At 45.7% G+C, this 24,607-nt stretch carries 22 protein-coding genes, 2 tRNA genes and 1 rRNA gene; 17 read left to right on the top strand and 8 right to left on the bottom strand.

Features of this window, described 5'->3' with window-relative positions:
• Positions 1–221 precede the first annotated feature (221 nt).
• The 3 genes from rrf to JK154_RS10730 all read left to right on the top strand — a co-directional run bounded on the left by rrf (position 222) and on the right by JK154_RS10730 (position 1,269).
• Positions 222–337, top strand: a 5S ribosomal RNA gene (gene rrf / locus JK154_RS10740).
• A gap of 55 nt (positions 338–392) precedes the next feature.
• Positions 393–469, top strand: a tRNA-Asp gene (locus JK154_RS10735).
• A gap of 335 nt (positions 470–804) precedes the next feature.
• Positions 805–1,269 (top strand): helix-turn-helix domain-containing protein, encoded by a 465-nt coding sequence (locus JK154_RS10730; RefSeq protein WP_211992531.1) that lies wholly within the window; start codon positions 805–807, stop codon positions 1,267–1,269.
• A gap of 151 nt (positions 1,270–1,420) precedes the next feature.
• Here the strand turns inward: JK154_RS10730 and yafC are convergent, their stop codons facing one another.
• The gene (gene yafC, locus JK154_RS10725; protein WP_211992530.1) at positions 1,421–2,323 is read right to left on the bottom strand and encodes a DNA-binding transcriptional regulator YafC; all 903 of its coding nucleotides are present in this window, start codon (positions 2,321–2,323) and stop codon (positions 1,421–1,423) included.
• Positions 2,324–2,548: 225 nt separating this feature from the next.
• On the opposite strand from yafC, the gene JK154_RS10720 reads away from it, so the two are divergent.
• Both JK154_RS10720 and JK154_RS10715 read left to right on the top strand, forming a co-directional pair.
• A complete protein-coding gene (locus tag JK154_RS10720) occupies positions 2,549–3,346 on the top strand; it encodes an endonuclease/exonuclease/phosphatase family protein (RefSeq protein WP_211992529.1) in 798 nt (265 codons plus the stop codon).
• A 52-nt stretch (positions 3,347–3,398) separates the two neighbouring features.
• Entirely contained in the window at positions 3,399–4,166 is a 768-nt protein-coding gene (locus JK154_RS10715) for a class I SAM-dependent methyltransferase (RefSeq protein ID WP_211992528.1), read from the top strand.
• Between the two features lie 59 nt (positions 4,167–4,225).
• Here the strand turns inward: JK154_RS10715 and mltD are convergent, their stop codons facing one another.
• Positions 4,226–5,611 (bottom strand): murein transglycosylase D, encoded by a 1,386-nt coding sequence (mltD, locus tag JK154_RS10710; RefSeq protein ID WP_211992527.1) that lies wholly within the window; start codon positions 5,609–5,611, stop codon positions 4,226–4,228.
• 70 nt (positions 5,612–5,681) lie between these two features.
• Entirely contained in the window at positions 5,682–6,437 is a 756-nt protein-coding gene (gene gloB / locus JK154_RS10705; protein ID WP_211992526.1) for a hydroxyacylglutathione hydrolase, read from the bottom strand.
• Between the two features lie 39 nt (positions 6,438–6,476).
• Between gloB and JK154_RS10700 the strand changes: the two genes are divergently transcribed.
• Entirely contained in the window at positions 6,477–7,244 is a 768-nt protein-coding gene (locus JK154_RS10700) for a class I SAM-dependent methyltransferase (RefSeq protein WP_211992525.1), read from the top strand.
• Here the strand turns inward: JK154_RS10700 and rnhA are convergent.
• A complete protein-coding gene (gene rnhA / locus JK154_RS10695; protein WP_211992524.1) occupies positions 7,192–7,668 on the bottom strand; it encodes a ribonuclease HI in 477 nt (158 codons plus the stop codon). The two genes, JK154_RS10700 and rnhA, sit on opposite strands and share 53 nt — an antisense overlap.
• A gap of 53 nt (positions 7,669–7,721) precedes the next feature.
• Here rnhA and dnaQ point away from each other — a divergent pair, with 53 nt between their 5' ends.
• Complete coding sequence (dnaQ, locus tag JK154_RS10690; protein ID WP_211992523.1) at positions 7,722–8,456, top strand: DNA polymerase III subunit epsilon; 735 nt, start codon at positions 7,722–7,724, stop codon at positions 8,454–8,456.
• A 131-nt stretch (positions 8,457–8,587) separates the two neighbouring features.
• Positions 8,588–8,664, top strand: a tRNA-Asp gene (locus tag JK154_RS10685).
• Between the two features lie 337 nt (positions 8,665–9,001).
• Here the strand turns inward: JK154_RS10685 and JK154_RS10680 are convergent.
• Entirely contained in the window at positions 9,002–9,769 is a 768-nt protein-coding gene (locus tag JK154_RS10680) for an amidohydrolase (RefSeq protein WP_211992546.1), read from the bottom strand.
• Positions 9,770–10,136: 367 nt separating this feature from the next.
• Here JK154_RS10680 and lpcA point away from each other — a divergent pair, with 367 nt between their 5' ends.
• Together lpcA and JK154_RS10670 are read left to right on the top strand one after the other, a co-directional pair.
• A complete protein-coding gene (gene lpcA / locus JK154_RS10675; protein WP_211992545.1) occupies positions 10,137–10,718 on the top strand; it encodes a D-sedoheptulose 7-phosphate isomerase in 582 nt (193 codons plus the stop codon).
• A gap of 119 nt (positions 10,719–10,837) precedes the next feature.
• Positions 10,838–11,605, top strand: coding sequence for a class II glutamine amidotransferase (locus JK154_RS10670; RefSeq protein ID WP_211992522.1), 768 nt, complete (start codon positions 10,838–10,840; stop codon positions 11,603–11,605).
• Here JK154_RS10670 and dpaA read toward each other — a convergent pair.
• Positions 11,576–12,316 carry a peptidoglycan meso-diaminopimelic acid protein amidase gene (gene dpaA / locus JK154_RS10665; protein WP_211992521.1) on the bottom strand — a complete coding sequence of 247 codons (741 nt, stop codon included), beginning with the start codon at positions 12,314–12,316 and terminating at the stop codon, positions 11,576–11,578. The two genes, JK154_RS10670 and dpaA, sit on opposite strands and share 30 nt — an antisense overlap.
• Before the next feature lie 176 nt (positions 12,317–12,492).
• Here dpaA and dinB point away from each other — a divergent pair, with 176 nt between their 5' ends.
• The gene (dinB, locus tag JK154_RS10660; RefSeq protein ID WP_211992544.1) at positions 12,493–13,548 is read left to right on the top strand and encodes a DNA polymerase IV; all 1,056 of its coding nucleotides are present in this window, start codon (positions 12,493–12,495) and stop codon (positions 13,546–13,548) included.
• 40 nt (positions 13,549–13,588) lie between these two features.
• Here dinB and pepD read toward each other — a convergent pair whose 3' ends face one another.
• Entirely contained in the window at positions 13,589–15,046 is a 1,458-nt protein-coding gene (gene pepD, locus JK154_RS10655; protein ID WP_211992520.1) for a beta-Ala-His dipeptidase, read from the bottom strand.
• 252 nt (positions 15,047–15,298) lie between these two features.
• Between pepD and gpt the strand changes: the two genes are divergently transcribed.
• The 3 genes from gpt to crl all read left to right on the top strand — a co-directional run bounded on the left by gpt (position 15,299) and on the right by crl (position 17,734).
• The gene (gene gpt / locus JK154_RS10650) at positions 15,299–15,760 is read left to right on the top strand and encodes a xanthine phosphoribosyltransferase (protein WP_211992519.1); all 462 of its coding nucleotides are present in this window, start codon (positions 15,299–15,301) and stop codon (positions 15,758–15,760) included.
• A gap of 271 nt (positions 15,761–16,031) precedes the next feature.
• Positions 16,032–17,276: an esterase FrsA gene (gene frsA / locus JK154_RS10645; protein ID WP_211992518.1), complete on the top strand. Its 1,245-nt coding sequence runs from the start codon at positions 16,032–16,034 to the stop codon at positions 17,274–17,276.
• Positions 17,277–17,332: 56 nt separating this feature from the next.
• The gene (crl, locus tag JK154_RS10640; protein WP_211992517.1) at positions 17,333–17,734 is read left to right on the top strand and encodes a sigma factor-binding protein Crl; all 402 of its coding nucleotides are present in this window, start codon (positions 17,333–17,335) and stop codon (positions 17,732–17,734) included.
• Between the two features lie 167 nt (positions 17,735–17,901).
• Here crl and JK154_RS10635 read toward each other — a convergent pair whose 3' ends face one another.
• Positions 17,902–19,005: a porin gene (locus tag JK154_RS10635; RefSeq protein WP_211992516.1), complete on the bottom strand. Its 1,104-nt coding sequence runs from the start codon at positions 19,003–19,005 to the stop codon at positions 17,902–17,904.
• Between the two features lie 294 nt (positions 19,006–19,299).
• On the opposite strand from JK154_RS10635, the gene proB reads away from it, so the two are divergent.
• The 3 genes from proB to JK154_RS10620 all read left to right on the top strand — a co-directional run bounded on the left by proB (position 19,300) and on the right by JK154_RS10620 (position 24,554).
• Entirely contained in the window at positions 19,300–20,403 is a 1,104-nt protein-coding gene (gene proB, locus JK154_RS10630) for a glutamate 5-kinase (RefSeq protein WP_211992515.1), read from the top strand.
• Positions 20,404–20,413: 10 nt separating this feature from the next.
• Positions 20,414–21,667 carry a glutamate-5-semialdehyde dehydrogenase gene (gene proA, locus JK154_RS10625; RefSeq protein ID WP_211992514.1) on the top strand — a complete coding sequence of 418 codons (1,254 nt, stop codon included), beginning with the start codon at positions 20,414–20,416 and terminating at the stop codon, positions 21,665–21,667.
• 409 nt (positions 21,668–22,076) lie between these two features.
• Positions 22,077–24,554, top strand: coding sequence for a hypothetical protein (locus tag JK154_RS10620; protein ID WP_211992513.1), 2,478 nt, complete (start codon positions 22,077–22,079; stop codon positions 24,552–24,554).
• Positions 24,555–24,607: the final 53 nt, after the last annotated feature.

The raw sequence follows: 24,607 nt of genomic DNA, 5'->3' as shown, positions 1-24,607 counted from the left end.
TGACCCGTGAGGCTTAACCTTACAACACCGAAGGTGTTTTAGAGATAATTTGAGAGATTTTCAGCGAGTTCCGGAATTAAGTTAAGTTGTTCAGATTTTTTACTGAGACAAGGCGACAAGCGAGGGATGAGAAGGAGCATACAGAGGTATGTGACTGAACAGCCCGAACGCAGGCAACGCAGTATCGGTGAAAAAGATGGGCAACAGAGCACAAGAATTTGCCTGGCGGCTGTAGCGCGGTGGTCCCACCTGACCCCATGCCGAACTCAGAAGTGAAACGCCGTAGCGCCGATGGTAGTGTGGGGTCTCCCCATGCGAGAGTAGGGAACTGCCAGGCATCAAATTAAGCAAGAAAACCGGAGTACAGTCCGGTCGTTGTAAAAAAATTCGGTGGAGCGGTAGTTCAGTCGGTTAGAATACCTGCCTGTCACGCAGGGGGTCGCGGGTTCGAGTCCCGTCCGTTCCGCCACTATTTAAGGCCATGCTATTTTTAGCATGGCCTTTTTCTTTTCTGCTGAGATAATGGCAGGTATCCCTGTTATATTTCATTTTTCATTTCCAGGCTGTCTGCATCCTTCTTTCGTACTTAGTACTAATTTGTACCTGCCATCACTAACATATTGCTACGCTGGCGGGTGAGTCAGTTGCTTCCCCCCATGATAAGAGTGGAATGCTTTCTTTTATTAATATAACTTATTGATATTAAAGCTGTCATATGGGTGTCGTGTCCGTGTCGTTGCCATCACAATAAGGCACTGAAACAATAGTCAAACCGTGATTATTTTATTTCAGAGGCGTATTACTATGGAAAACAAAGTTAAACAACTAAGACTGGAAAAGGCATGGTCTCAAGAGCAACTGGCTGAACTGTCAGCGCTCAGTACCCGAACTATCCAGCGAATAGAGAATAATGAAACACCAAGCTTAGAAACACTTGGCGCATTGGCTTCAGTTTTCAATGTTAGTGTGTCTGAACTTACTTCTGAACCATTGCCAGAAAGCACAGAGTTAGATAATCGAATTGCAGAAGCCAGAAAACGAGTAAAAGATGAAGCTGACTTATTAAAAAGTATAATAGTCGCTATCATTACATGTACGGCAATGTATTGTTTAAATTACATTTATACACCATATCGGAGTTGGCCAATATGGGTTGCCGTGATTTGGGGGGGAATTTTGATAGTGAAAGTGATCAAGCTATTTCTTCTGGATAAACTGTTTGTTAAATGGAAGCGAAACAGGCTAATGTCGCTCACCAAAAAAAATTAATACTATTTAATTTAAGTCATTCCTCCCTGCTTGCCAGTATCACTAATAATCCAGCAAGTAGGGAACAGGTTATCGTTGTTTGTTCTTTCAGAATGTTGATACTGAAACAAGCCAGGCAGCGACCACTCACCATAAATCAACGAGGCTATCGTCATTCGCTGGGCTGTGCCACGTTAAGACGCTCACTAATAAAGTCGACAAAGGCTCTGATCCGGGCGCTCACCGCACGATCACTGTAATAGACGGCACTAAGCGGCATCCCCATCGGCAATCGTTGATCGGCAAGTAATTCAACTAATTCCCCCCTTTTTATTTCTTCATCAATCATAAAACTTGATAGACAAGAAATGCCATTTCCTTGTAAACAAAGCTGTTTTAACGTTTCCCCATTGTTGGATGATAACCCGGGAGTTATTTCCAGTAATTGTCCATCAGGCAACGCCACAGGCCATTGGTTAAGCCGTAATGACTCGGTAAAACCAATGCAAGTATGATTTTTCAACTCTGCTACCGTTCGTGGCGTGCCGTATTGAGCCAGATAGGCAGGTGTCGCAATAATCTTACGGTAACTGGTAAATAAGGGACGGGCTCGCAAGCTGGAATCTGTTAACTGGCCTGCACGGATAGCAATATCCACTTTTCTGTCGATTAAGTTGATAAAAGTTTCTGAAGAAACCAGTGACAAAGTAATGTCAGGATAACGCTCACGAAAGGGTTTAATTAACGGTATAAGCAGATGCAACAACACTGGCGTTGCGGCATCAACTCTCAGTAACCCACGTGGCGTCTGTTTACTCTCTATCAGCTCATTTTCTGCTGATGTCATTGCCTGTAAGATGTGTTGCACTTTACGAAAGTAACGCTCACCTTCCTCTGTCAGATTCAGCTGGCGTGTGGTTCGGTTCAGCAGGCTGACTCCCAGTTTCATTTCCAAACGTTTTACGGCTCGACTGACGACAGAATTGGCCTGGTTTAACCGTTCCGCGGCGCGGCTAAAACTGCCACTCTCGACGACGGCCACAAAAATAATTAATTCTTCTGTAGTTGCTTTCATTATTTTTCCAGAAGCAAAGATAAATTCATATTTTACTCTTTATGAAAATTTAATCATCCTGCCGTAAAACCTGTCGGGCGACTATTGGGTCAGTCCCATGATAATTTACATCCTGTATGGATGATGGATACCATGAAGATTGAAAATATGCGTTAAAATCTCTATAACTAGAAATCGTCCACTGTGAATGTGGGCATCTTCTGTCGCTGAGGTCATCAACTGAACGTGCATAAAAAAATGTATTCCATGCGGTATGCTGCGGGACAACCGGCGAAACGAATTCTGTCATCGGGTTCATTTGCTGCCTTGAGTAAAGCATTACCTGACGGAGCCCCACTACCGGGTTCTGATAAGTTGCGTATATTGGTTTGGAATATATTTAAACAGCAACGATCTGACTGGTTATCGATGTTGAGAACGTTTAGTAAAGATGCCCAGCTAGTGTTATTGCAAGAAGCGCAAACGACACCTGAATTGGTCGGTTTTGCGACACAAAATTATCTCGGGGCTGATCAAGTTCCGGCGATTGTATTACCTCGCCATCCTTCCGGGGTTATGACCCTTTCTGCCACACACCCAGTATTTTGTTACCCTTTGCGCGAGCGAGAGCCTATCTTGCGGCTGGCTAAATCCGCCCTGGTGACTGTTTATCCGTTGTTTGATGGACGATTATTGATGGTTATTAATATCCATGCGGTAAACTTCAGTCTTGGGGTCGATATTTATAGCAAGCAGCTGGAACCTATTGGCGAGCAGATAGCTCATCATAATGGCCCGGTGATTATGGCCGGGGATTTTAATACCTGGAGTCGACCACGAATGAACGCACTTTATCGATTCGCTCGTGATATGACGCTACGGCAAGTCCGTTTTATGGATGACCATCGCAGTCGCGCTTTTGGCAAACCACTGGATTTTGTTTTCTATCGTGGTCTTAAAGTAGCGGAAGCCTCCGTCCTGGTGACTACCGCTTCAGATCACAACCCTTTATTGGTTGAATTTTATCCCGGTAAATCGGAGTGAGATCAACCCCAGCGGAGAGTCTGGTTTTCTATTTCATCCCAAGGATATCACTATGACGACGCAGTCCCACCATGACAAAATTAATCAGCAGTTTGGTTCCCAGGCGAGTGCTTATTTAACCAGTAGCGTTCATGCTTCCGGACGTGATTTGGAACGCCTCAGTGCCCGGCTTAGTGATTTCCCGAATGCATCGCTTCTGGATATGGGGTGTGGGGCAGGGCACGCCAGTTTTATTGCCGCAGTTAAGGTCAAAAATGTCGTCGCATATGATCTGTCTAATCAGATGCTGACGGTTGTTGCGGAAACCGCACAGACACGAGGTATCACCAACCTGACAACCTGTCTTGGTTACGCAGAAGCGCTTCCTTTTGAGAAAGAGACTTTTGATGTGGTTATCAGTCGTTACTCAGCGCACCATTGGCATGATGTTGGAATGGCTCTGAGGGAGGTGCAGCGTGTACTCAAACCTGGTGGTATCGTTATTTTCATGGATGTGTTGTCTCCAGGGTACCCGATACTGGATATCTGGTTGCAAACAGTTGAAGCCTTGCGTGATACCTCCCATGTACGCAACTATACCAGCGGTGAGTGGTTAACACTGTTTAATGAAGCCGGGTTGATGATTCGGCATGTTAATTGCGACAAACTGAATCTGGAATTCGCCAGCTGGATAGCCAGAATGCGTACACCCGTCGTACTATCCGACGCTATTCGCGCGTATCAAAAAAGTGCAGCAGATGAGGTGAAGCAGTACTATGAATTACAACGGGATGGTTCGTTTACTAGTGATACCATTATGCTGGAAGCGATAAGGCCCTGAAGAATCATGGAAAAAATAAAGGCACCAGACCGAATAGCCGAGGTGCCTTTATTTTGCCGCTAGCTGTCAGGTTTGTTGTTATTTCTGACAAATAACGTTAGCTGATCTCCGGGCTGCAGCGCATCTTTGCCGTTATTCCAGCGCATCACATCTTTGGTGTTAAGACCATGTCGCTTTGCAATACTCGACAACGAGTCCCCCTTACGTACTTTGTAAGTGATACTGTTATTGGCTGCGAGGCGAGTATTGTTCGCTACTGCAGCAGGGCGACTATTGGCACTTTCAAGCCTCAGCGTTTGCCCCACTTTTAACCTGGAACCAGACAGGTTATTCCATGCCTGTAATGACTTGCTGCTTATCCCATTTTTTGCCGCAATACTGGATAGTGTATCGCCAGAACGAACTTTATACTGTTTGTTTGTTCCCACGTTACTGGCAACGATTGTTGCAGCAGGCATATTACCGGAAGCCAGAGAAGTCCGTAATTGCTGTGCATGCTTCTTCGGCACCATAACATATTGTGGGCTGCTGTGACCTACGGTGGCGCTTTTCACCCCGGCATTAAACGTCTTAAGCTTCGTCAGGGACATACCTGTAACTTCGGCGATTTGCGTCAGTTCAACGGGTTTTTTCACCTCAACTCGTGCCAAAGCGCGATTTTCATCCGTAGACGGTAAACGAATACCGTACTTTTTATTGTTTTTGAGAATGTCACTCAATGCCAACATTTTCGGGATATAAGCTTTGGTTTCCTGGGGTAAAGGCAGTGACCAGTAGTCGGTCGGTTTCCCTAGAGCCTTATTTGTTTTAATTGCATTCATTACACGGCCTTCGCCGCTATTAAATGCCGCTACAGTTAACAACCAGTCACCATCGAACATCTTATTCAGACGCTGCATCATATCCAGTGCTGCAGTGGTCGACGCGACAATATCACGACGCCCGTCATAGGCCTGTGTTTGTTTTAGCCCGTAGTTACGCCCCGTGCTTGGAATAATCTGCCAAATACCCGCCGCATTTGCTCTTGATGTTGCATGAGGATCAAAAGCGCTCTCCACTATGGGTAGTAGTACCAGTTCCATTGGCATGTTACGTTTCTTAACTTGCCCGGCAATCCAGTACATATACGGTTCAGCCCGTAATGATACATCGTGGAGATAGCTCTTATTACTCAGGTATTTATTTTTTTGTTCGCGTACCCGGCTGTTATCCGGTATTTCCATCTCTAGCTGGTCGCCTATCATGGTCCACAGGTTTTCATCTTGAGCAAGGAAGGTTCCATCATCCATCCATCGGGAATAAGCATCCCGGCCCGCAAATTTACCTGTATCACCTTGACTGCCAGTAGACAGACTCTGAGCATGCTGAGGGATACTGGCATCATTATTTGATGACTGGCACCCAACCAGCAAGACAGAGGCGAGTATTATCGCTCGTGCCTTCATATATATGTCAAAGGTTGCTTAAAAGACGAGCGATAATACCGTTGACCGGACAACAACACAACCAGAAAATTTAGAAGGTATCTTTTTTTGCTCTTAACCAGGCAAAAATTTCATTAGGACGTTGTAATAATGTGTCTTTTTTTACTTTTCTTTGTAAATCAGGATCTTTGGTACGCAGAAAAATATTCACCTGACGTTCATTTGCTAATGTCGACGGTAAAGTTGACTGGCCTTTTGCCCGTAATATCTTAACTTTATTATAGAATTTGTTTATCTGATCATCATCGGGTAACAGGCTTAATGCAAAAATAATATTCGACTCGGTATACTCATGGGCACAACAAATGAGGGTTTCAGGTGGTAGCTGATTAAGGCGTTCAAAAGATTGATACATTTGGTCTGCAGTGCCTTCAAAAAGCCGCCCACACCCGCCTGAAAACATCGTGTCGCCACAGAATAAATAGGGATAACTAAAGTAACTCACATGCCCCAGAGTATGCCCTGGTGTCGCTATCACACTGAACTCATGTCCAAGTAGCTCCAGCTTGTCCCCTTCTTTAACAAACTGAGAGATCTCAGGGATTTTAATCTCCTGAGGGCCATAAACGGCCAGGCTGGGATAATGTTCTTTCAGTTGACGAACCCCACCAACATGATCAGCATGATGGTGAGTGAGTAATATGGCGACAGGCTGCCAGTGATGTTCGGTAATAGCATTCAGGATTGGATTAGCCTCACCCGGATCAACAATCACACATTTATTTTCTTCATCAGTGAGTACCCAGATGTAATTATCCTGGAAGGCAGAAATACTGGTAAGCTTCATGAATTGTTCTCTCTTTAATCACGATGAATTAAGGTATTGATGAAACCAGCAAGAATCACCCGCCATCTGACGGCCCCAACCCAGTGGGTACAGCTCCCTTGGGGAGAGCAATCACAACTGATGCTTGAGCAGGAACTACGACCATGGCTGGGTAAAATATTTGGTTTCCATCTGCTGAAAATCGGTAATCTGAGCGCGGGGCTCAATACTGAAGAGTGCGCTATTTCACACCAGGTTAATATTGCGCAACGGGGTGACAATCTGCAAGTACAAGCTGACCCACTCCATTTGCCTTTTGCCGAAAAGTCCGTAGACGCTTGTCTGCTTGCCCATGAGCTCAATTGGTGTTCAGACCCGCACCGGCTATTGCGTGAAACAGATAGAGTATTAATCGATGATGGCTGGCTTATTATCAGCGGTTATAACCCAGTCAGTGTGCTTGGTATGGGTAAGTTAGTCCCATTTCTGCGTAAACATCCCCCCTTTAATAGCCGAATGTTCACATCAGTACGATTACTTGATTGGCTGTCACTGCTCAATTTTGAAGTCATGTATCGTCGGAGCTTTCAGGTCTTGCCCTGGCATAAGCAAGGTGGAAAGATGTTGAGCACACACTTACCCGCACTGGGGACAATGCAGATCATCGTCGCCCGTAAGCGCACGCTCCCCCTGACACTGAACCCACTTAAAAATCGTAAAAAGGCCAGGCAAATCCATTCTACTGTAGGGGCTACCAAACAGTGTCAGGACGCTATCAAGATACCGAAACATCGGGCTGATAACCCACATCCTCATGACTCGGTTTAGCTGCTGCATTACGTGCCAGCTCATCACAGCGTTCATTTTCAGGATGTCCGGCATGGCCTTTTACCCATAGCCACTCAATTTCATGGTGGCTAAGTGCGGCATCGAGACGTTTCCATAAATCCACATTTTTGACCGGTTTTTTATCAGCTGTTTTCCAGCCTCTTTTTTTCCAGTTATGGATCCATTGAGTAATTCCCTGGCGAACATACTGGCTGTCGGTACTGAGCACCACAGTACAAGGCTCAATAAGAGCTTCAAGGGCGACAATGGCAGCCAGCATTTCCATTCGGTTGTTGGTGGTTAAATAAAACCCCTCACTGAAGATCTTTTCATGCTGCTTATAGCGTAAGATTGCACCAAAGCCACCGGGTCCTGGGTTACCAAGGCAGGACCCGTCGGTGAATATTTCTACCTTTTTTTGCATTTCTGGTAGACTTCCTGTGATTAAAAAAACCAAGTCTGACACAAATGAGCGCGATGAGCACAGCTATTACACGACAGATCGTCCTGGATACCGAAACTACGGGTATGAACCAGATCGGTGCCCATTATGAGGGACATCGCATCATTGAAATTGGTGCAGTTGAGGTTATTAACCGCCGCCTGACAGGAAATAATTTTCACGTTTATCTGAAGCCTGACCGTTTAGTTGATCCTGAAGCCTTTGGGGTGCACGGAATAGCAGATGAGTTTCTGATAGATAAGCCTACGTTTGCCCAAGTAGCCGATGACTTCCTCGACTACATTCGTGGCGCGGAGCTTGTTATCCATAACGCTTCGTTTGATATCGGCTTTATGGACTACGAGTTTACGATGCTCGGGCGAGGTATCCCAAAGACAGATACCTTCTGTAAGGTCACCGACAGCCTGAGCATGGCGCGGAAGATGTTTCCGGGAAAACGTAATAGCCTTGATGCACTTTGCTCGCGTTATGAAATAGATAACAGCAAACGTACATTGCACGGGGCATTACTGGATGCCCAGATTCTGTCTGATGTCTATCTGATGATGACGGGGGGGCAGACATCACTGACTTTTGCCATGGACAGTGATAGTCAGCAAAAAATGGGCGATAGCTCCGGTATTCAACGTGTGGTCCGGCGAGCAGGTGGACTACGGGTTATTCAGGCGAGTGCTGAAGAGTCTTTGGCACATGAATCTCGTCTTGATTTAGTGCAAAAAAAGGGTGGGAGCTGTCTGTGGCGTGGTTAACATCTTCAAAACGCCTTAAAAAACATCACTTAGATTGTTTTTAATGCAAACAGATTTTTTTAGAAGAAAAATCGTTGACGGAGAACGAGGCACATCGTAATATTCGCCTCGTTCTCGCAAGAGAGCAATGCGGAGCGGTAGTTCAGTCGGTTAGAATACCTGCCTGTCACGCAGGGGGTCGCGGGTTCGAGTCCCGTCCGTTCCGCCACATTTGAAACCCACGCTTGAAAAAGCGTGGGTTTTTTGCATTTCCACACAGTCTGATTTATCCCTTCTCAGCAAAGCAATGTTCGACCGTTATTATGGTGAATACGCTTATCTGTACAGACCCCATGCTGAAATAAGTCACATACCAGATTACCTGGCCCAGGGTACATTATAATCGTCACGCTTTGGCAAGCGATGGAGTAGTGAAGCGAGCCAGGATTGTGCCCCGTGAACCGTTCGCGGATTAGCGCTAATTGAAATGGCCATACACCGGTTATTCCGTGTATTGAGTTACAGCTTCTTATCTGCCAGCTCTTGGGGCTTCCCGTGATAATGAATTAGAGATTAAAAGGGTCAGCATCCTGCCATGCCGGAAAGGCCTCACGGTACTCCTGGAGTTCGTGAAGGGAGAGTGATGCGTCCAGCCGGGTTGCCAGATGGGCATCAGTGCTGGCCAGAATCACGCCTTGTGGGCTAATGATTTGGCTATCTCCGCGGTAATGGTGACCGTTCCCGTCGCTGCCGACTCGATTGCAGCCAGCGACAAACACCTGGTTTTCAATGGCCCGGGCTTGTAACAAGGTTTGCCAGTGTAACGAGCGGGGTGCTGGCCAGTTGGCAACATACAGAGCGAGATCGTAATCATTACGGTTACGCGACCATACCGGGAAGCGCAGGTCGTAGCAAATCAATGGCAAAATACGCCAGCCACGCCATTCGATAATGAGTCTGTCTTCCCCGGCCTGGTAATGATGGTGTTCATCCGCCATACGAAACAGATGCCGCTTATCATAACGGTGAACTTTACCGTCTGGTTGTACCAGTAAAAATCGATTAACGGGCCCAAGTTCTGTCTGTAATGCGGCGCTCCCGGCAATCATTCCCTGTGTCTGTTGCGCTTTGTGGTGCATCCAGTCGATTACCTGCTCTTCTGGCAAAGACTGAAGGGCGGCTTCCATTGCAAAACCCGTGGTGAACATTTCAGGAAGGATTATCAAATCACGACCCGAAATATTTTCCATACACAGATCAAAATGACGCAGGTTCGCTGCACCGTCCATCCAGACTAAGGGTTGTTGCAATAGGGACACTTTTAAAGTGGGCACAATTAACGGTCTCATCATCAAAGATTTTTTTACTGTAACATGATAATGACGCTTTTGTTTGGGAATAAAAGTCGCATTTTTTTGCTTTTCAGGGGCGAACCAAATGGTTGCCAGGAATGGGAGCTGCAAGTCAGGTTTGGCACGGGACAGATGTCTTTCTCACCAGAGGCTCCCCGCATCAATCGTTTCTCTGTGATGCAAAGATTCCTTTTTTAGCAATTTTTACAGATTAACGGCAACCTTGCCCATATTATTATGCTGTTTTTTGTGCGGGTATCAGGGAACGGTCGGCATGGTGCTTCTCGCATTCGTTACTATCCGGTACACTCTTGGCGATAAATTTAAATCAATGCTGAAGGGCCTCTCTATGTACCAGGATCTGATTCGTAATGAGTTAAATGAAGCAGCAGAAACGCTCTCTAATTTTCTGAATGATGAAAAAAATCTTGAGAATATCCAACGAGCAGCCGTTTTACTGGCAGACAGCTTTAAAGCTGAAGGTAAAGTCTTGTCTTGCGGTAATGGTGGTTCACACTGTGACGCAATGCATTTTGCCGAAGAGCTTACCGGTCGTTACCGTGAAAATCGTCCTGGTTATCCGGCGATTGCCATTTCTGATGTCAGCCATATCTCGTGTGTGGGCAATGATTTTGGCTACGACGCTATCTTCTCTCGCTACATTGAGTCTGTGGGGCGTAAAGGGGATGTATTACTGGGTATCTCTACCTCAGGGAACTCCGCCAACGTTATTAAAGCCATTGCTGCTGCACGTGAAAAAGGGATGAAAGTCATCACGCTGACTGGCAAAGATGGCGGAAAAATGGCTGGTTCTGCGGATATTGAAATTCGTATCCCACATTTTGGCTATGCGGATCGTATTCAGGAGATCCATATTAAGGTAATCCATATTCTGATCTTGCTGATTGAGAAAGAGATGGCAAAAGGGTAAGAGCCTTAACTGGGCGATATTGAGCAGGTGGTCAGAATGACTGCCTGCCAACAGAGGTAAGTATCAGAGAATCTGTCTTATTTTTGCCTGGTGGGGTTTATTTTGATGAGGGAAGAAAAATGTGCGAATTACTGGGAATGAGCGCTAACGTACCAACGGATATCTGCTTTAGTTTTACTGGATTGGTACAACGCGGCGGTAGAACGGGGCCCCATAAAGATGGTTGGGGAATTACCTTCTATGAAGGGAAAGGTTGCCGCACGTTTAAAGATCCGCAGCCCAGTATCCACTCGCCAATCGCCCGCCTGGTGCAGGAGTACCCCATCAAGTCTTGCTCGGTCATTGCGCACATTCGCCAGGCAAACCGTGGTCGAGTCGCTCTGGAAAATACCCACCCTTTTACCCGTGAGCTGTGGGGACGTAACTGGACATATGCGCATAATGGCCAATTAAAGGGATATCGTCGCCTGAACAGTGGTTCTTTTCGTCCGATAGGAGAAACGGACAGTGAACAGGCATTCTGCTGGTTGTTGCATAAACTTGCTGAACGCTATCCCAGAACTCCCGGTAATATGGAAGCGGTCTTCCGCTATATCGCAGAATTGGCCACTGAGCTACGCGAGAAAGGTGTATTTAATATGCTGTTGTCCGACGGGCGTTATGTGATGGCTTTCTGTTCCACCAACTTATTCTGGATAACTCGACGCTCACCTTTCGGCACCGCAAAATTAATTGACCAGGACGTAGAAATTAATTTTCAGGAAGAGACCACACCGGATGATGTGGTTACAGTGATTGCGACTCAGCCCCTGACGGGGAATGAGACCTGGCAGCGAATTGAGCCAGGCCATTCAGTCTTATTTTGCCTTGGAGAACGGATAGTTTGATACCAGTTGGGGCTGGAGATCTGAAGCAACAGCGGGTGGTGTGACTATATATTTACCGTTTTCAATCGTGATAGTTGGAGGCTGGTGGTGAGCATTAAAGTACTCATAGCCAGGTTTTAATTCTTCCCAGAATTTAATGTAGTTAGAGTATTTATGCCTCGCCATATTGGTGTCTGTCATACGGAAGGGAAATATACCAATTTGTACTTGAGGCTGGCCAAAGACTAACGCAGCTGTAACAAACTGGAATATTTCATCAATACCTGCGTCAGTCATGGCATAGCAGCCTACAGAGACACAGGCGCCATGAATCATTAAATATTTTCCTTCATAGCCATGATAGCGATCATAATCATTCGGGAAGCCGAGATTCATTGCTTTATAAAAGCGGCTGTCCGGTTTTAACTGGCGACGCTCAACGGTGTAAAACCCTTCAGGGCTTTTAAAATCACCTTCAACTCTTTTAGGCCCCAGACCCCCAGAAAAATTACAGATATTATAACTGTGTAGCAGGGTATATTTTTCTCCCATTTTTACCCACAACTCAAGGGTACGCTCTTCTTTAAATATTTGAATATAAACTGGAGAGCCCATTAGCTGTAGCCGTTTTTCCTGGCTGCTAGTGGTTTGTGCTACGGGATTATTAAGCACGCTTGCTAATGAGAAAAATGGCACCAACAATATCGCAGCCATGAGTACTATCTTGCGCATACTACGTAAGTTCCTTGATGTATCTGTTTCTGGAAGTCAGGGGGAAAGGGTCGTTGCAAACAAAAACTGCGCTGGCCGTGCTCACATTATCACTGTTATTGATTTTCGCAAGTAAGACTAGGGTGCTATAAATATAATCTGTATACTTATCCAGTACTGTGGTGGGTAAGATGAATATGCGTAAAATTATTCATATCGATATGGACTGCTTTTATGCTGCGGTAGAAATGCGTGATAACCCGCAGTTAAGAGACATCCCCATTGGGATCGGTGGTAGTGCTAAACAGCGTGGTGTTATTTGCACAGCGAATTACCCTGCTCGTCAATATGGGGTGCGCAGTGCTATGTCTACGGCGATGGCATTAAAACTTTGTCCACATCTGACGTTGCTCCCGGGGCGGTTTGATGCCTATAAAGCAGCATCACAGCATATTAGAGAGATATTCTCCCGCTATACCCCCCTTATTGAGCCGCTGTCATTGGATGAAGCTTATCTTGATGTTACCGACTGTACTCAATGCAAGGGGTCGGCCACCCTGATTGCCCGTGAAATACGGCAGACCATCCAGGAAGAGCTGAATTTGACCGCCTCGGCAGGGATCGCGCCAGTAAAATTCCTTGCCAAAATTGCTTCTGATTTGAATAAACCCAATGGTCAGTATGTGATCACGCCTGAAGAGGTTCCTGCTTTTTTAACGACCTTACCTTTGGGGAAAATTCCCGGCGTGGGGCAGGTGACGGTGAAAAAACTTGAGGCGTCAGGGCTATATACCGGGGCTGACGTTCAGCAGGCTGATTTGGCTATGCTATTAAAACGCTTTGGTAAACTGGGGCGGGTGTTGTGGGAACGCTGTATGGGTATCGATGAACGGATGGTAAATAATAACCGTTTACGCAAGTCGATAGGTGTGGAGCGCACACTGACTGATGATATTCATCACTGGTCTGAATGCGAACTCATTATCGACAAGCTGTATACAGAACTGGAACATCGGTTAGGTAAAGCACGCCCGGACCTGCGTATTGCCCGCCAGGGGGTGAAGTTTAAATTCAGTGATTTCCAGTTAACTACCCAGGAGCATAGCTGGCCCCAGCTTAATAAAGATCAGCTACACCGTCATGCTTATGAGCTTTGGCAGCAGCGGCGAGAGGGAAGGGGGGTGAGGCTGGTAGGGCTACAGGTGACATTGATTGACCCGCAACTGGAACGGCAACTGGTGCTTGGACTGTAACGGATAAATCCCTCCCGGGAGCCGGGAGGGGCAACAACAGTTATTTCACTGGGGTTGCTTTCAGTAGTGCTGTCAGCAGTGTCCAGTAGTGGCCTACGCTTTCAATATGTACCCGCTCATCAGGAGAGTGGGGACCGGTAATTGTAGGGCCAATTGAGACCATATCCATGTCAGGGTAAGGTTTCTTGAATAACCCACACTCCAGCCCTGCGTGAATCACCATGATGTTAGGGGTCTTATTGAATAGCTTCTGATAAGTTTCACGTACCAGGTGCATTACTGGTGAGTTTGCATCAGGCTGCCAGCCAGGGTAACTTCCCTTTGCTTCCACGTGCGCGCCAGCCAGCTTACCGAGTGACTCCAGAATAGTGACAACATAATCTTTACCTGAATCGATAAGCGAACGGATAAGGCAGATAATTTCTGCATTATCATCATGTAAGTTTACGATGCCCAGATTCAGTGAGGTTTCTACGACGCCTTTCACCGCATCGGAATTACGGATCACGCCATTAGGTGTGGCATTAAGCAGGTTGATAAATGTATCGCGGCTGGTGGTAGTCAGAGCCTGTTTATCAGCAGTCACTGACTCGACGAGCACTGTGAGGTTCTTTTCAACGGCTGACAGTTCGTTCTGTAAAGTAGCAAGGTACTCACTGGCCAGCGTTTTCAGCGTCGCTGCATGTTGCTTAGGTACGGCAAAGGTGGCAAAGGCCTCACGTGGAATGGCGTTACGCAGCGTGCCACCGCTCAGTGCAATTAAACGGGCATCCAGTTGTGCTGCGTTGATAACTAAGAAGCGGCCCAACAGTTTGTTAGCATTGCCCAGACCGACATGAATATCACAGCCTGAGTGTCCACCTTTAAGACCTTTAATGGTCAATTTAAATATTTCGTAATCAGCCGGAATTGCTTCTCGGGAAATGGGCAGAGTAGTAATACAGTCGATGCCTCCGGCACATCCCATATAAATCTCACCTTCTTCTTCCGAATCGGTGTTGATCATAATGTCGGCTTTTAACCAGCCCGGCTGTAACCCAAACGCGCCTTCCATACCTGCTTCTTCAGTCATGGTCAGCAGGACTTCCAGTGGGCCATGTTCGACACGATCATCGGCCAAAACGGCTAATGCCGAAGACATACCAATGCCGTTGTCTGCCCCCAGCGTGGTGCCGCGAGCTTTTACCCACTCGCCATCAACATAAGGCTGAATAGGGTCTTTAGTAAAGTCGTGAGCCGTATCGTTATTTTTCTGTGGCACCATGTCCAGGTGGGCCTGTAGCACTACCGTTTTACGGTTTTCCATGCCTGGTGTCGCAGCCTTACGCAGCAAAATATTGCCAACGGCATCACGGTCAGTATAAAGACCTTTCTCTTTGGCCCAGGACAGAATGTGTTCTGCCAACTGTTCTTCGTGGTAAGAAGGGTGGGGAATAGAACAAATTTTGGCAAAAATATCCCACAGTGGTTGTGGAGATAATTGAGACAATTCAGACACGTTGGCTCTCCCAGAATTCAATTTTTAGCAAACCGGTAACGGTGTGACCCGATTCATTGTCATCGTAAACAGATCTAACACGATGCTTTGAGAATATCATTTTATCCTGTGCCGTGTTGGTGGAATCACAGGAAAAACGGCAGTGGGGTATCTACAGCACTGGTTTTTAGCTCGTCAGGTCTCTATAATCTCGCGCAACCAAAATTTCTTTGCATATTTTTAAGCCGTAACTGAACGGCCGGGGCACTTCACATGAGCGAAAAATACGTCGTCACTTGGGACATGTTGCAGATTCACGCCCGTAAACTGGCGCAACGTCTACTTCCTGCTGATCAGTGGAAAGGCATCATTGCTGTTAGCCGCGGTGGCCTGGTTCCTGGGGCACTTCTGGCTCGCGAGCTGGGTATTCGTCATGTTGATACTGTTTGTATCTCGAGCTACGACCATAATAATCAACGTGAAATGACCATTCTGAAGCGTGCGGAAGGTGACGGTGAAGGTTTTATCGTCATTGACGACTTGGTTGATACGGGTGGAACGGCAGTAGCCATTCGCGAAATGTACCCAAAAGCACATTTTGTGACTATTTTTGCTAAACCTGCTGGTCGACCACTGGTTGATGATTATGTCATCGATATCCCACAAAACACCTGGATTGAACAGCCATGGGATATGGGTGTGGTATTTGTTCCTCCCTTGTCCGGGCACGATTAATCGTTAGCGATTATCGAGAGTCACCCGCTAATGTTGACGACAGATAGCTGATAAACATAGATTATTTACTATGTGGTTCGACTATCTGTCGTTGGTTGCTATTGCTGGTTGATCAACTGCCGATGAGTCCTGTTTCTATTTAGCATCCCCGAATTCTTTTTTCGCTATTCCCCCTGCCCGTAATATCTGGCTCTTCTGGCCCCATTTGTGCTATTTATCTGTTATCAGAGTACAATCACTCTCTCTTTTATTTGCAGAGGCAGGGCAGCAGATGTCGCAAGCCAATCTTAGCGAAACCTTATTTAAACCCCGATTTAAGCATCCTGAAACGTCAACGCTGGTTCGTCGGACTCATCATAATGTTACGTCTGAGGTTCACTCTGCACTTGATGGTGATACGGTTCCTCACTGGTATCGCATGATTAATCGTCTGTTATGGATTTGGCGAGGTGTCGATCCCCGGGATATTTTGGATGTTCAGGCACGTATAGCTTGCGCTGATACGGAACGCACCAATGATGATCTACTGGATACTGTGATTGGTTACCGGGGGGGGAACTGGATCTATGAGTGGTCAAAGCAAGCGATGCTCTGGCAACAAAGAGCCAATAATGCACAGGATGAGGGAAGCATGGGCCAGTACTGGCTGAATGCTGCCAATCTTTACAGCATTGCCGCCTATCCTCATTTGAAAGGTGATGTTTTAGCGGAACAGGCTCAGGTTCTGGCTAGCAGGGCCTATGAAGAGGCCGCCCCGCGCCTGTCTGGTGGTTTGCGCCAGCTCTCATTTCCTGTTGCTGATGGGGGCAGTGTAACCGGTTTTCTGCACATTCCCCAGCAAGGGGATGGTCCTTTCCCAACGGTACTCATGTGTGGGGGACTGGATACCTTACAAAGCGATTACTACAATTTTTTTGCACATTATTTGGCTCCGCAAGGTATTGCCATGCTGACACTGGACATGCCATCGGTCGGATTTTCGGCTAAATGGAAATTAACCCAGGATTCCAGTCAGCTGCATCAGCAGGTGCTTAATGCCCTGCCTGATATTCCGTGGATTGACCATACCCGTGTGGCAGCATTTGGCTTCCGCTTTGGCGCCAATGTGGCAGTACGACTTGCCTATCTTGAGTCACAACGCCTTAAAGCCGTGGCTTGTCTCGGCCCAATTGTGCATACCTTGCTGACTGATCCCCAGTGCCAGGCACGGGTACCGGATATGCTGATCGACGTTTTTGCCAGTCGATTAGGGATGAACAACGTATCCGATGCGAACCTTGGTATTGAACTTAATCGTTACTCCTTAAAGACCCAAGGACTGCTAGGCCGTCGTTGTCCTACCCCGATGCTTTCGGGATATTGGGCAAATGATTTTTTCAGCCCGGAAGAAGAGTCACGCTTAATTACTTCCTCGTCTGTTGACGGTAAACTATTGGCAATACCTGCCAGCCCGGTATATAAAAATTTCGATAAGACATTACTGAATATCGTCGAGTGGTTAAAAAATCGACTGTGAAAATAAGCGCAATTCCAGGTTAAAACGAAACCGTTGCAGCATAACAGGAGAGTGTAATGACATTAGTGAGCGGGCATACGAGAAGCAAGTTAATCAAAAAGTTTATCGGTCTAGGTCCGTACATTCGAGAATCCCAGTGTGAAGGCGATAGCTTTTTCTTTGACTGCCTTGCTGTCTGCGTTAATGCTAAACCTGCCCCCGAAAAACGTGAGTTTTGGGGATGGTGGTTGACACTGGATACACAAGACGATCAGTTGATTTACGCTTACCAATTTGGACTATTTGACAAGGAAGGGCAATGGCAGGTGACCCCTTTATGTGATCCAGAGACGGATGCAAAGGTACAAAAAACACTGCATGATTTTCACAAGCGCCTGAAAGATCTCCTTGCCAGTTTAGAGGTAGCATTAGTGCCCTCTGAAGCGTTATCGGAAGAGATAAAAGTTCTGACTGTTTAGTTGAGCTGCTCTGACAGATTGTTGTTGGTACTGCGATAACCGTGGCAGGAAGGAGAGAGAACGTTCTGTAGCCTCCCTTGCGCAAAAATAAAAAGGGCTCAGTATGAGCCCTTTTTTTATGGTTCGCGACTGAAAGTCGATGAATTGCGCTTTCAGACTTTGGAAACTTAGAACTGATAAACCAGACCCAGGGCAACGATGTTGTCGTTGTTGATACCCAGCTTGTTGTCGCTTTTCAGTCTGTTAATTTTGTAATCAACATAGGTCGACATATTTTTGTTGAAATAATAAGTAGCAGCAACATCAATATATTTAACCAAGTCAACGTCGCCTAACCCATTAATATCTTTGCCTTTTGACTGGATATATGCCAGGGATGGACGCAGGCCGAAGTCAAACTGATATTGAGCAACAAGTTCAACAACCTGGTTTTTATTCGCAGAACCTTCAACTTTGGTTGCCACGTTATTAATGTTCAACGTCGTTGATACTGGGGTCATGTGACGCGCTTCAGCATACAAGGCAGCCAGATAGATATTATTCTGGTTGTATTTCAGGCCGGTTGTCCAGGCCTCTGCTTTACCATCACCCTGGCCAAAGTAGGCTTTTTTCTGCCCAGCAGTACGGTTGGAGTTGGCGTAAGCGAAAGCAGCAGTGAAGCCACTGTCACCGAAGTCATAGGACAGTGAAGTACCAAAACCGTCGCCATTTTGTTTACCAATCGCAGAACGGTTGTCGGTATCATTTTTGCCCTGGTATTGCAGGCCAAAGTTCAGGCCATCAACCAGACCGAAGAAATTGTTATTACGGTAAGTGGCGACACCTGTAGTACGGCCAGTCATGAAGTTGTCAGTTTTAACCAAACCATCACCGCCAAACTCTGGCAGTACGTCGGTATAGCCAGCAACGTTATACAGGATACCGTAGTTACGACCATAATCGAATGAGCCGTAATCTCCCGCTTTTAAACCAGCAAATGCCAGACGGGTTTTCGCTGTGTCAGTATCACCTTCAACTTTGTTGGCGGCTATTTGGTATTCCCATTGGCCAAAACCAGTAAGCTGATCGTTGATCTGCGTTTCACCTTTAAAGCCAAGACGAGCGTAAGATTTATCGCCGTCTTCTTTCTTATTATCGGTGATGTAACGTAACGCTTTCACGCGTCCATAGAGGTCAAGTTTGTTGCCATTTTTATTGTAAACTTCTGCTGCCTGAGAAGCTTGTGATGCAACTAAACCCAGTACCAGAATTGCCAGTGTGCTTTTTTTCATTTTGTATCCCAAGATGGTTAAAACCTACAATTGAACTTAAATTGAGGTGTGCCAGTAAAATGCATGGGAGTTTTAGCCTGCTGAGATTAAAGATTTATGACAAGTTACAATAAAATCGGAAATGGTAAGTTTTTTTTCAAAAAACATAAAAATGTCATAAAAAAAGCACAGTATTGCTGATCTTCTTCTTTTTCTTTCTCTTTTATCTTCCCGCCTGTTGGCAAGTTATGCCAGTCCTGTTAAAACGTGGGAGAGTTTTTAACTATTCCTATTTTGTTGAGACGGCAGAGAATCATGAGTGACAGCCAGACGCTAGTGGTTAAACTGGGCACTAGTGTATTAACCGGTGGCTCGCGCCGCCTGAATCGAGCACATATTGTTGAGCTAGTACGCCAGTGTGCGCAATTACATGCCAACGGGCATCGCATTGTTATAGTGACCTCGGGCGCGATTGCTGCCGGACGGGAGCATCTGAATTACCCCGAGCTCCCTGCAACGATTGCCTCAAAGCAACTACTGGCGGCGGTGGGACAAAGCCGGCTGATTCAGCTCTGGGAGCAGCTATTTTCGATTTACGGAATCCATGTGGGGCAAATGTTATTGACTCGTGCGGATATGGAAGATCGTGAACGTTTTCTCAATGCACAAGATACCCTGCATGCCCTGCTGAATAACAGTATCGTCCCGGTCATTAATGAGAATGATGCTGTTGCCACGACAGAAATAAAAGTAGGTGATAACGATAACCTTTCTGCGCTGGTGGCGATTCTGGCGGACGCAGATAAACTCCTTCTACTGACTGACCAGCAAGGGCTGTATACCGCCGATCCCCGTAGCAATCCTGATGCTGAACTGATAACCGATGTGCATGTTATTGATGATGCGTTACGGGCCATTGCGGGTGACAGCGTCTCTGGACTGGGTACTGGCGGTATGGGCACTAAGTTACAGGCAGCCAATGTTGCTTGCCGTGCCGGGATTGATGTCGTTATTGCCGCAGGTTCAAAGCCTGGTGTTATTAGTGATGTTGCCCAGGGTATCCCTGTTGGTACATGTTTCCATGCTGAATCTTCACCGCTGGAAAATCGTAAACGCTGGATTTTTGGAGCACCTCCTGCGGGAGAAATTACGATTGATGACGGCGCGCTCATCGCGCTCCTTGAGCGAGGCAGTTCACTGTTGCCGAAAGGGATCAAAACTATCGAAGGGGACTTTTCCCGTGGTGAAGTCATTCGGATCCGTAGCCTGCGGGGGGATGATATTGCACATGGGGTAAGTCGCTATAACAGTGATGCACTGCGACGTATCGCCGGGCAGCATTCCCAACACATTGCTGACATTCTTGGCTATGAATATGGCCCGGTTGCTGTTCATCGCGATGACATGATTGTTAAATAAGGAGCAGATTATGCTGGAAGAAATGGGCAAAGCGGCGAAAGAGGCTTCCTACCAGTTAGCCTTACTCTCCACACGAGAAAAAAATCGTGTGCTGGAAAAAATTGCCGATGCGCTTGAGGCTCAGAGCGATGCTATTTTGGCAGCGAATCAACTGGATGTAGATGAAGCGCGGAAAAACGGGCTGAGTGAAGCATTACTTGATCGTCTGCAACTTACCCCAGCTCGTTTAAAAAATATTGCTGACGACGTGCGTCAGGTTTGTAATCTGGCTGATCCTATCGGTCAGGTTATAGATGGCGGGGTGCTTGATAGTGGTTTGCGTATTGAACGGCGTCGTGTGCCATTGGGCGTGATTGGGGTGATTTACGAAGCACGTCCGAATGTTACCCTGGATGTGGCTTCTCTGTGCCTTAAAACCGGTAACGCGGCGATTTTGCGTGGGGGTAAAGAGACATGGCGTACCAATAACGCGACGGTCAGCGTGATCCAGCAGGCATTAGAGGCCTGCGGTTTACCAAAAGCCGCGATTCAGGCGATTGAAAATCCTGACCGCCAGCTTGTCTCGGAGATGCTACGCCTTGACCGCTATATTGATATGTTGATCCCCCGTGGCGGCGCTGGCCTCCATAAACTGTGTCGCGAACAGTCGACAATTCCCGTTATCACGGGGGGGATTGGTGTCTGTCATATCGTGGTTGACGAGAGTGCCGAATTTGAGCCTGCGCTGGATATCATCGTTAACGCTAAAACACAGCGTCCCAGCACGTGTAATACCGTTGAGACTCTGCTGGTGCTTGAAAAGATAGCAGATCGTTTTTTGCCGCTATTAAGCCAGCGTATGGCAACCTGTGGTGTAACCTTACACGGGGATGAAAAATCGCTCCCGGTGCTCCAAAAGGGACCTGCACAAGCTGAGGCGGTGAAAGAGGCTGATTATCACGATGAGTGGCTGTCACTGCATCTGAATGTAAAAGTGGTTGCCAATCTGGATGAGGCTATCCGCCATATTCGTGACTATGGAACCCAGCATTCTGACGCGATCTTGACTCGCTCCCTGCACAATGCCAACCGGTTTGTGAATGAGGTCGACTCTTCTGCCGTTTACGTCAATGCCTCCACACGTTTTACCGATGGTGCTCAGTTTGGCCTTGGTGCGGAAGTTGCTGTCAGTACACAAAAATTGCATGCCCGTGGCCCAATGGGGCTGGAAGCACTGACAACCTACAAGTGGATTGGTTTTGGTGACGATACTGTACGCCAGTAACTGATGCCCAGCGACGTAGCCACAGTCACGTTAACACTGTGGTTGCGCCATTGGTGAATCTCTTAAATTTATTCTTATCTATTAATATTAAATTTATTGTCCTCAAGCGTATCACTATGGGGATAATATTCAATAAGTTATGGCTGCAGAACATCAGGCAATACTACTTTATTGCGTCAGGCAGGTAATACGGTGATCAAGGATGATATATATTAAAAAAATCATATTCAGCCTGATTATTATCTGGCCAGAGTCTTCAGCGATTTTTTCTGATCCTCGCTCGGAATTGCTTCATGTTTCGCTCAATTAATTGAAGTGCATATAATTACTGCTTCAGTGTGACGGGGCTTTAACGTATAACATTATGACCCATCATGGTTTATATGTTACATCTTATATGAATAATATATTGAGTGTTGAACAGCTTCATCGCCGTCGCGCAGGTGAGCATTTAATACTGTTACAGCAGCGACAGATTAGCCAGAAATTATATCAAAAACATTGTGATAATATTTCCTCCAGGCCAGGAAGACATAGCGGGAATATAAACAGACAGGATATATCATATGCAGCACTGTCATTACTGACGATGCTAACATTAGTCAGGAATAACAATGCTACAATAACGAAAAATACTGAACTGCTGAAATTTGATGGATATATTTATGCTGCTAATGGATTTTATCGTAAAAATATCTCAGATTTCGTTGCATTACCATCAAAAGAAAATCTGACACCCGTGCAGGCCGGTACCAAAACCCGAAAAATTATGTCGATGGTCCATTCTGTTTCCAAAGGAACCTATGATAATAACCATAGAGTAAATACAGTGAAGAGTACCATGATGATGGCTGAACCATCCGATACTCTTATGACAACCGATTTACCGACCACAGAAAAAAAAGATCAGGCAATAGACCGGGCTCTCCGTCATGTGCATCAATCAATAAAAAGAACAACACCAGTCCCGGTAATTGATAATGTAACAGTTATCCGATTGTATGATTTCTCTTGCATAAATAGTGATGACAAAGATAACTTTGCAAATATCCTGAGGAAAATAAGCTTGTCTTTAAGTAAGCCAGTCACGCAATTAACAATAGAATCTATGAATGTTGATAGCTGGCGTAAGGGGCATGGTTGTCCTGATGAAAATGATATTAAGAAAGTTTCAAAAATCACTGAGATAATTGATGAGATTATCTCACAAATAATTGGTATTCTACCTTATGGCAAGTCGCTGGTTGTCACTCAGGAAATTATTGCTCCTTTACTGGAAAGAGCTTCAGATGATTTACAGCAACGTGCTGTCTTACCTGAAAAAGAGCTCAGTTTACTGCAGGAAATTATTCAACAAGCAAGGGTAAGCATTGTAAGTACTGGTTATATATCACAATATGATCTTGGCCCTAAGTCTACCCATCAGGGGAAAAAACCTCAATTAACACTGCCTGATTTTCATATTAAAAATGGAATTAATCATATAGATATAGAAAGTAAAGGGCATGCACATCGTGTACCCGTCCTCTATGAGAAAGGCAATATTTATGTCACCATGCCGAAAGGTTATAAAGGTGCGACACAGCGCTATCAAGTCTATTTTAACTATTTGTCTCATAAGTGGAAAATGACAGGTAATGGGCGATTTAATCGCTTCAGTAAAAAAGAACGGCAATTGGTTTATCGTTTTTCGATCAGCCCTTATTATTCCACTCCGTTGCAGGGCAGGCATAATACAGGAATATACAGTGTGGATAATCCATACACGGCTCACCCCGGGAAATTAACGGCCGTTGAAATGTTCGGGCAGTTTGTGCCATTTACCCATCACCCGGGAACGAATCAATTCGTTATCTATGATGCGGCACGGGGGCGTGCTTCACATCATGAAATTATCCTGGCCCGTAATGAATGGCATCTGAAACTACCTGCAGATAAAAAAGTTAAATTTTCCATGCTATATAGCCCTGAATATAGCAGAACGTTGAAGGTTGACATGATTCGTGAAAGAAAAGGGAAAAAAATGTATGCCCAAATTAATACAGAAGCAGGTTTTCTATGGGGTGAGATTTTTTTTCTTAATCAGCATGGTCATCTTGAATTATTAAATCCAAAAGGTATTTCTGACAGATATTATAAAAATACCATTGGTAACTCATTATTCTCAGGGGGACGTAAAACCACCAAAAATGGGAAGCAACATGACAATGATGATTTCATTTATTATCAGCGTGAAAGTGGATGTTTTAGAATAAAAAGAGGGTCTTCACACAGTCATATGTGCAAGGGTGGGGATAGAAAGGGAAATATAGATCTCAGTAAATACCCAATTATTGCTGAAGGCAGCATAGGTGTTATTTATGATTATCAGCATGACAGGGTTATCAAAAGATACAAAGGAAAGTTTGATGAGCGACACAAATCTCGTCTTCTGTCAGCAAAAAACAATGCTAAGGGGTTTAATCGATTATATGGTGCTGAATCAGCAAGTATTTATATTAACACCAATAAAGATGGGTCAGGGGCTGTTTTTGTAAAATTAAAAAAAATCAAAGGCAATTCGTTGGACAGCATCGGAACGATCAGTGATAAAGACAGCCTTCATCACTTGATGGATGTGATTGATAATACTAATCCTGCAGATCTTCTTTCAGCAAAACTGCAGCGACTTGGTATTATTCATAATGATATTAATAAAGGGAATATTATTTATGATGTGGAGACTGGATTCAATATCATAGATTTTGATTCGGCAAATTATCTTCCAGATGGAGACGTTGTCAGCGCTTCAAAAACGGATTCTATGCGGAATAAATTTGCCTATGTTTTTAATGAGGTACGCAGGGATATCGTACATCATCTTGATAAACTCAATCAGTCATCCTGAGATACAGGCTACTCAGTGATGGTTATCGACAGTGTTATCCTGCTAATACATGA

It is taken from the genome of Citrobacter sp. JGM124 (assembly GCF_018257795.1).
Classification (GTDB): domain Bacteria; phylum Pseudomonadota; class Gammaproteobacteria; order Enterobacterales; family Enterobacteriaceae; genus JGM124.
Note: the sequence above shows the minus strand (reverse complement) of the source record. Positions and strands in the feature narration are given on the sequence as shown.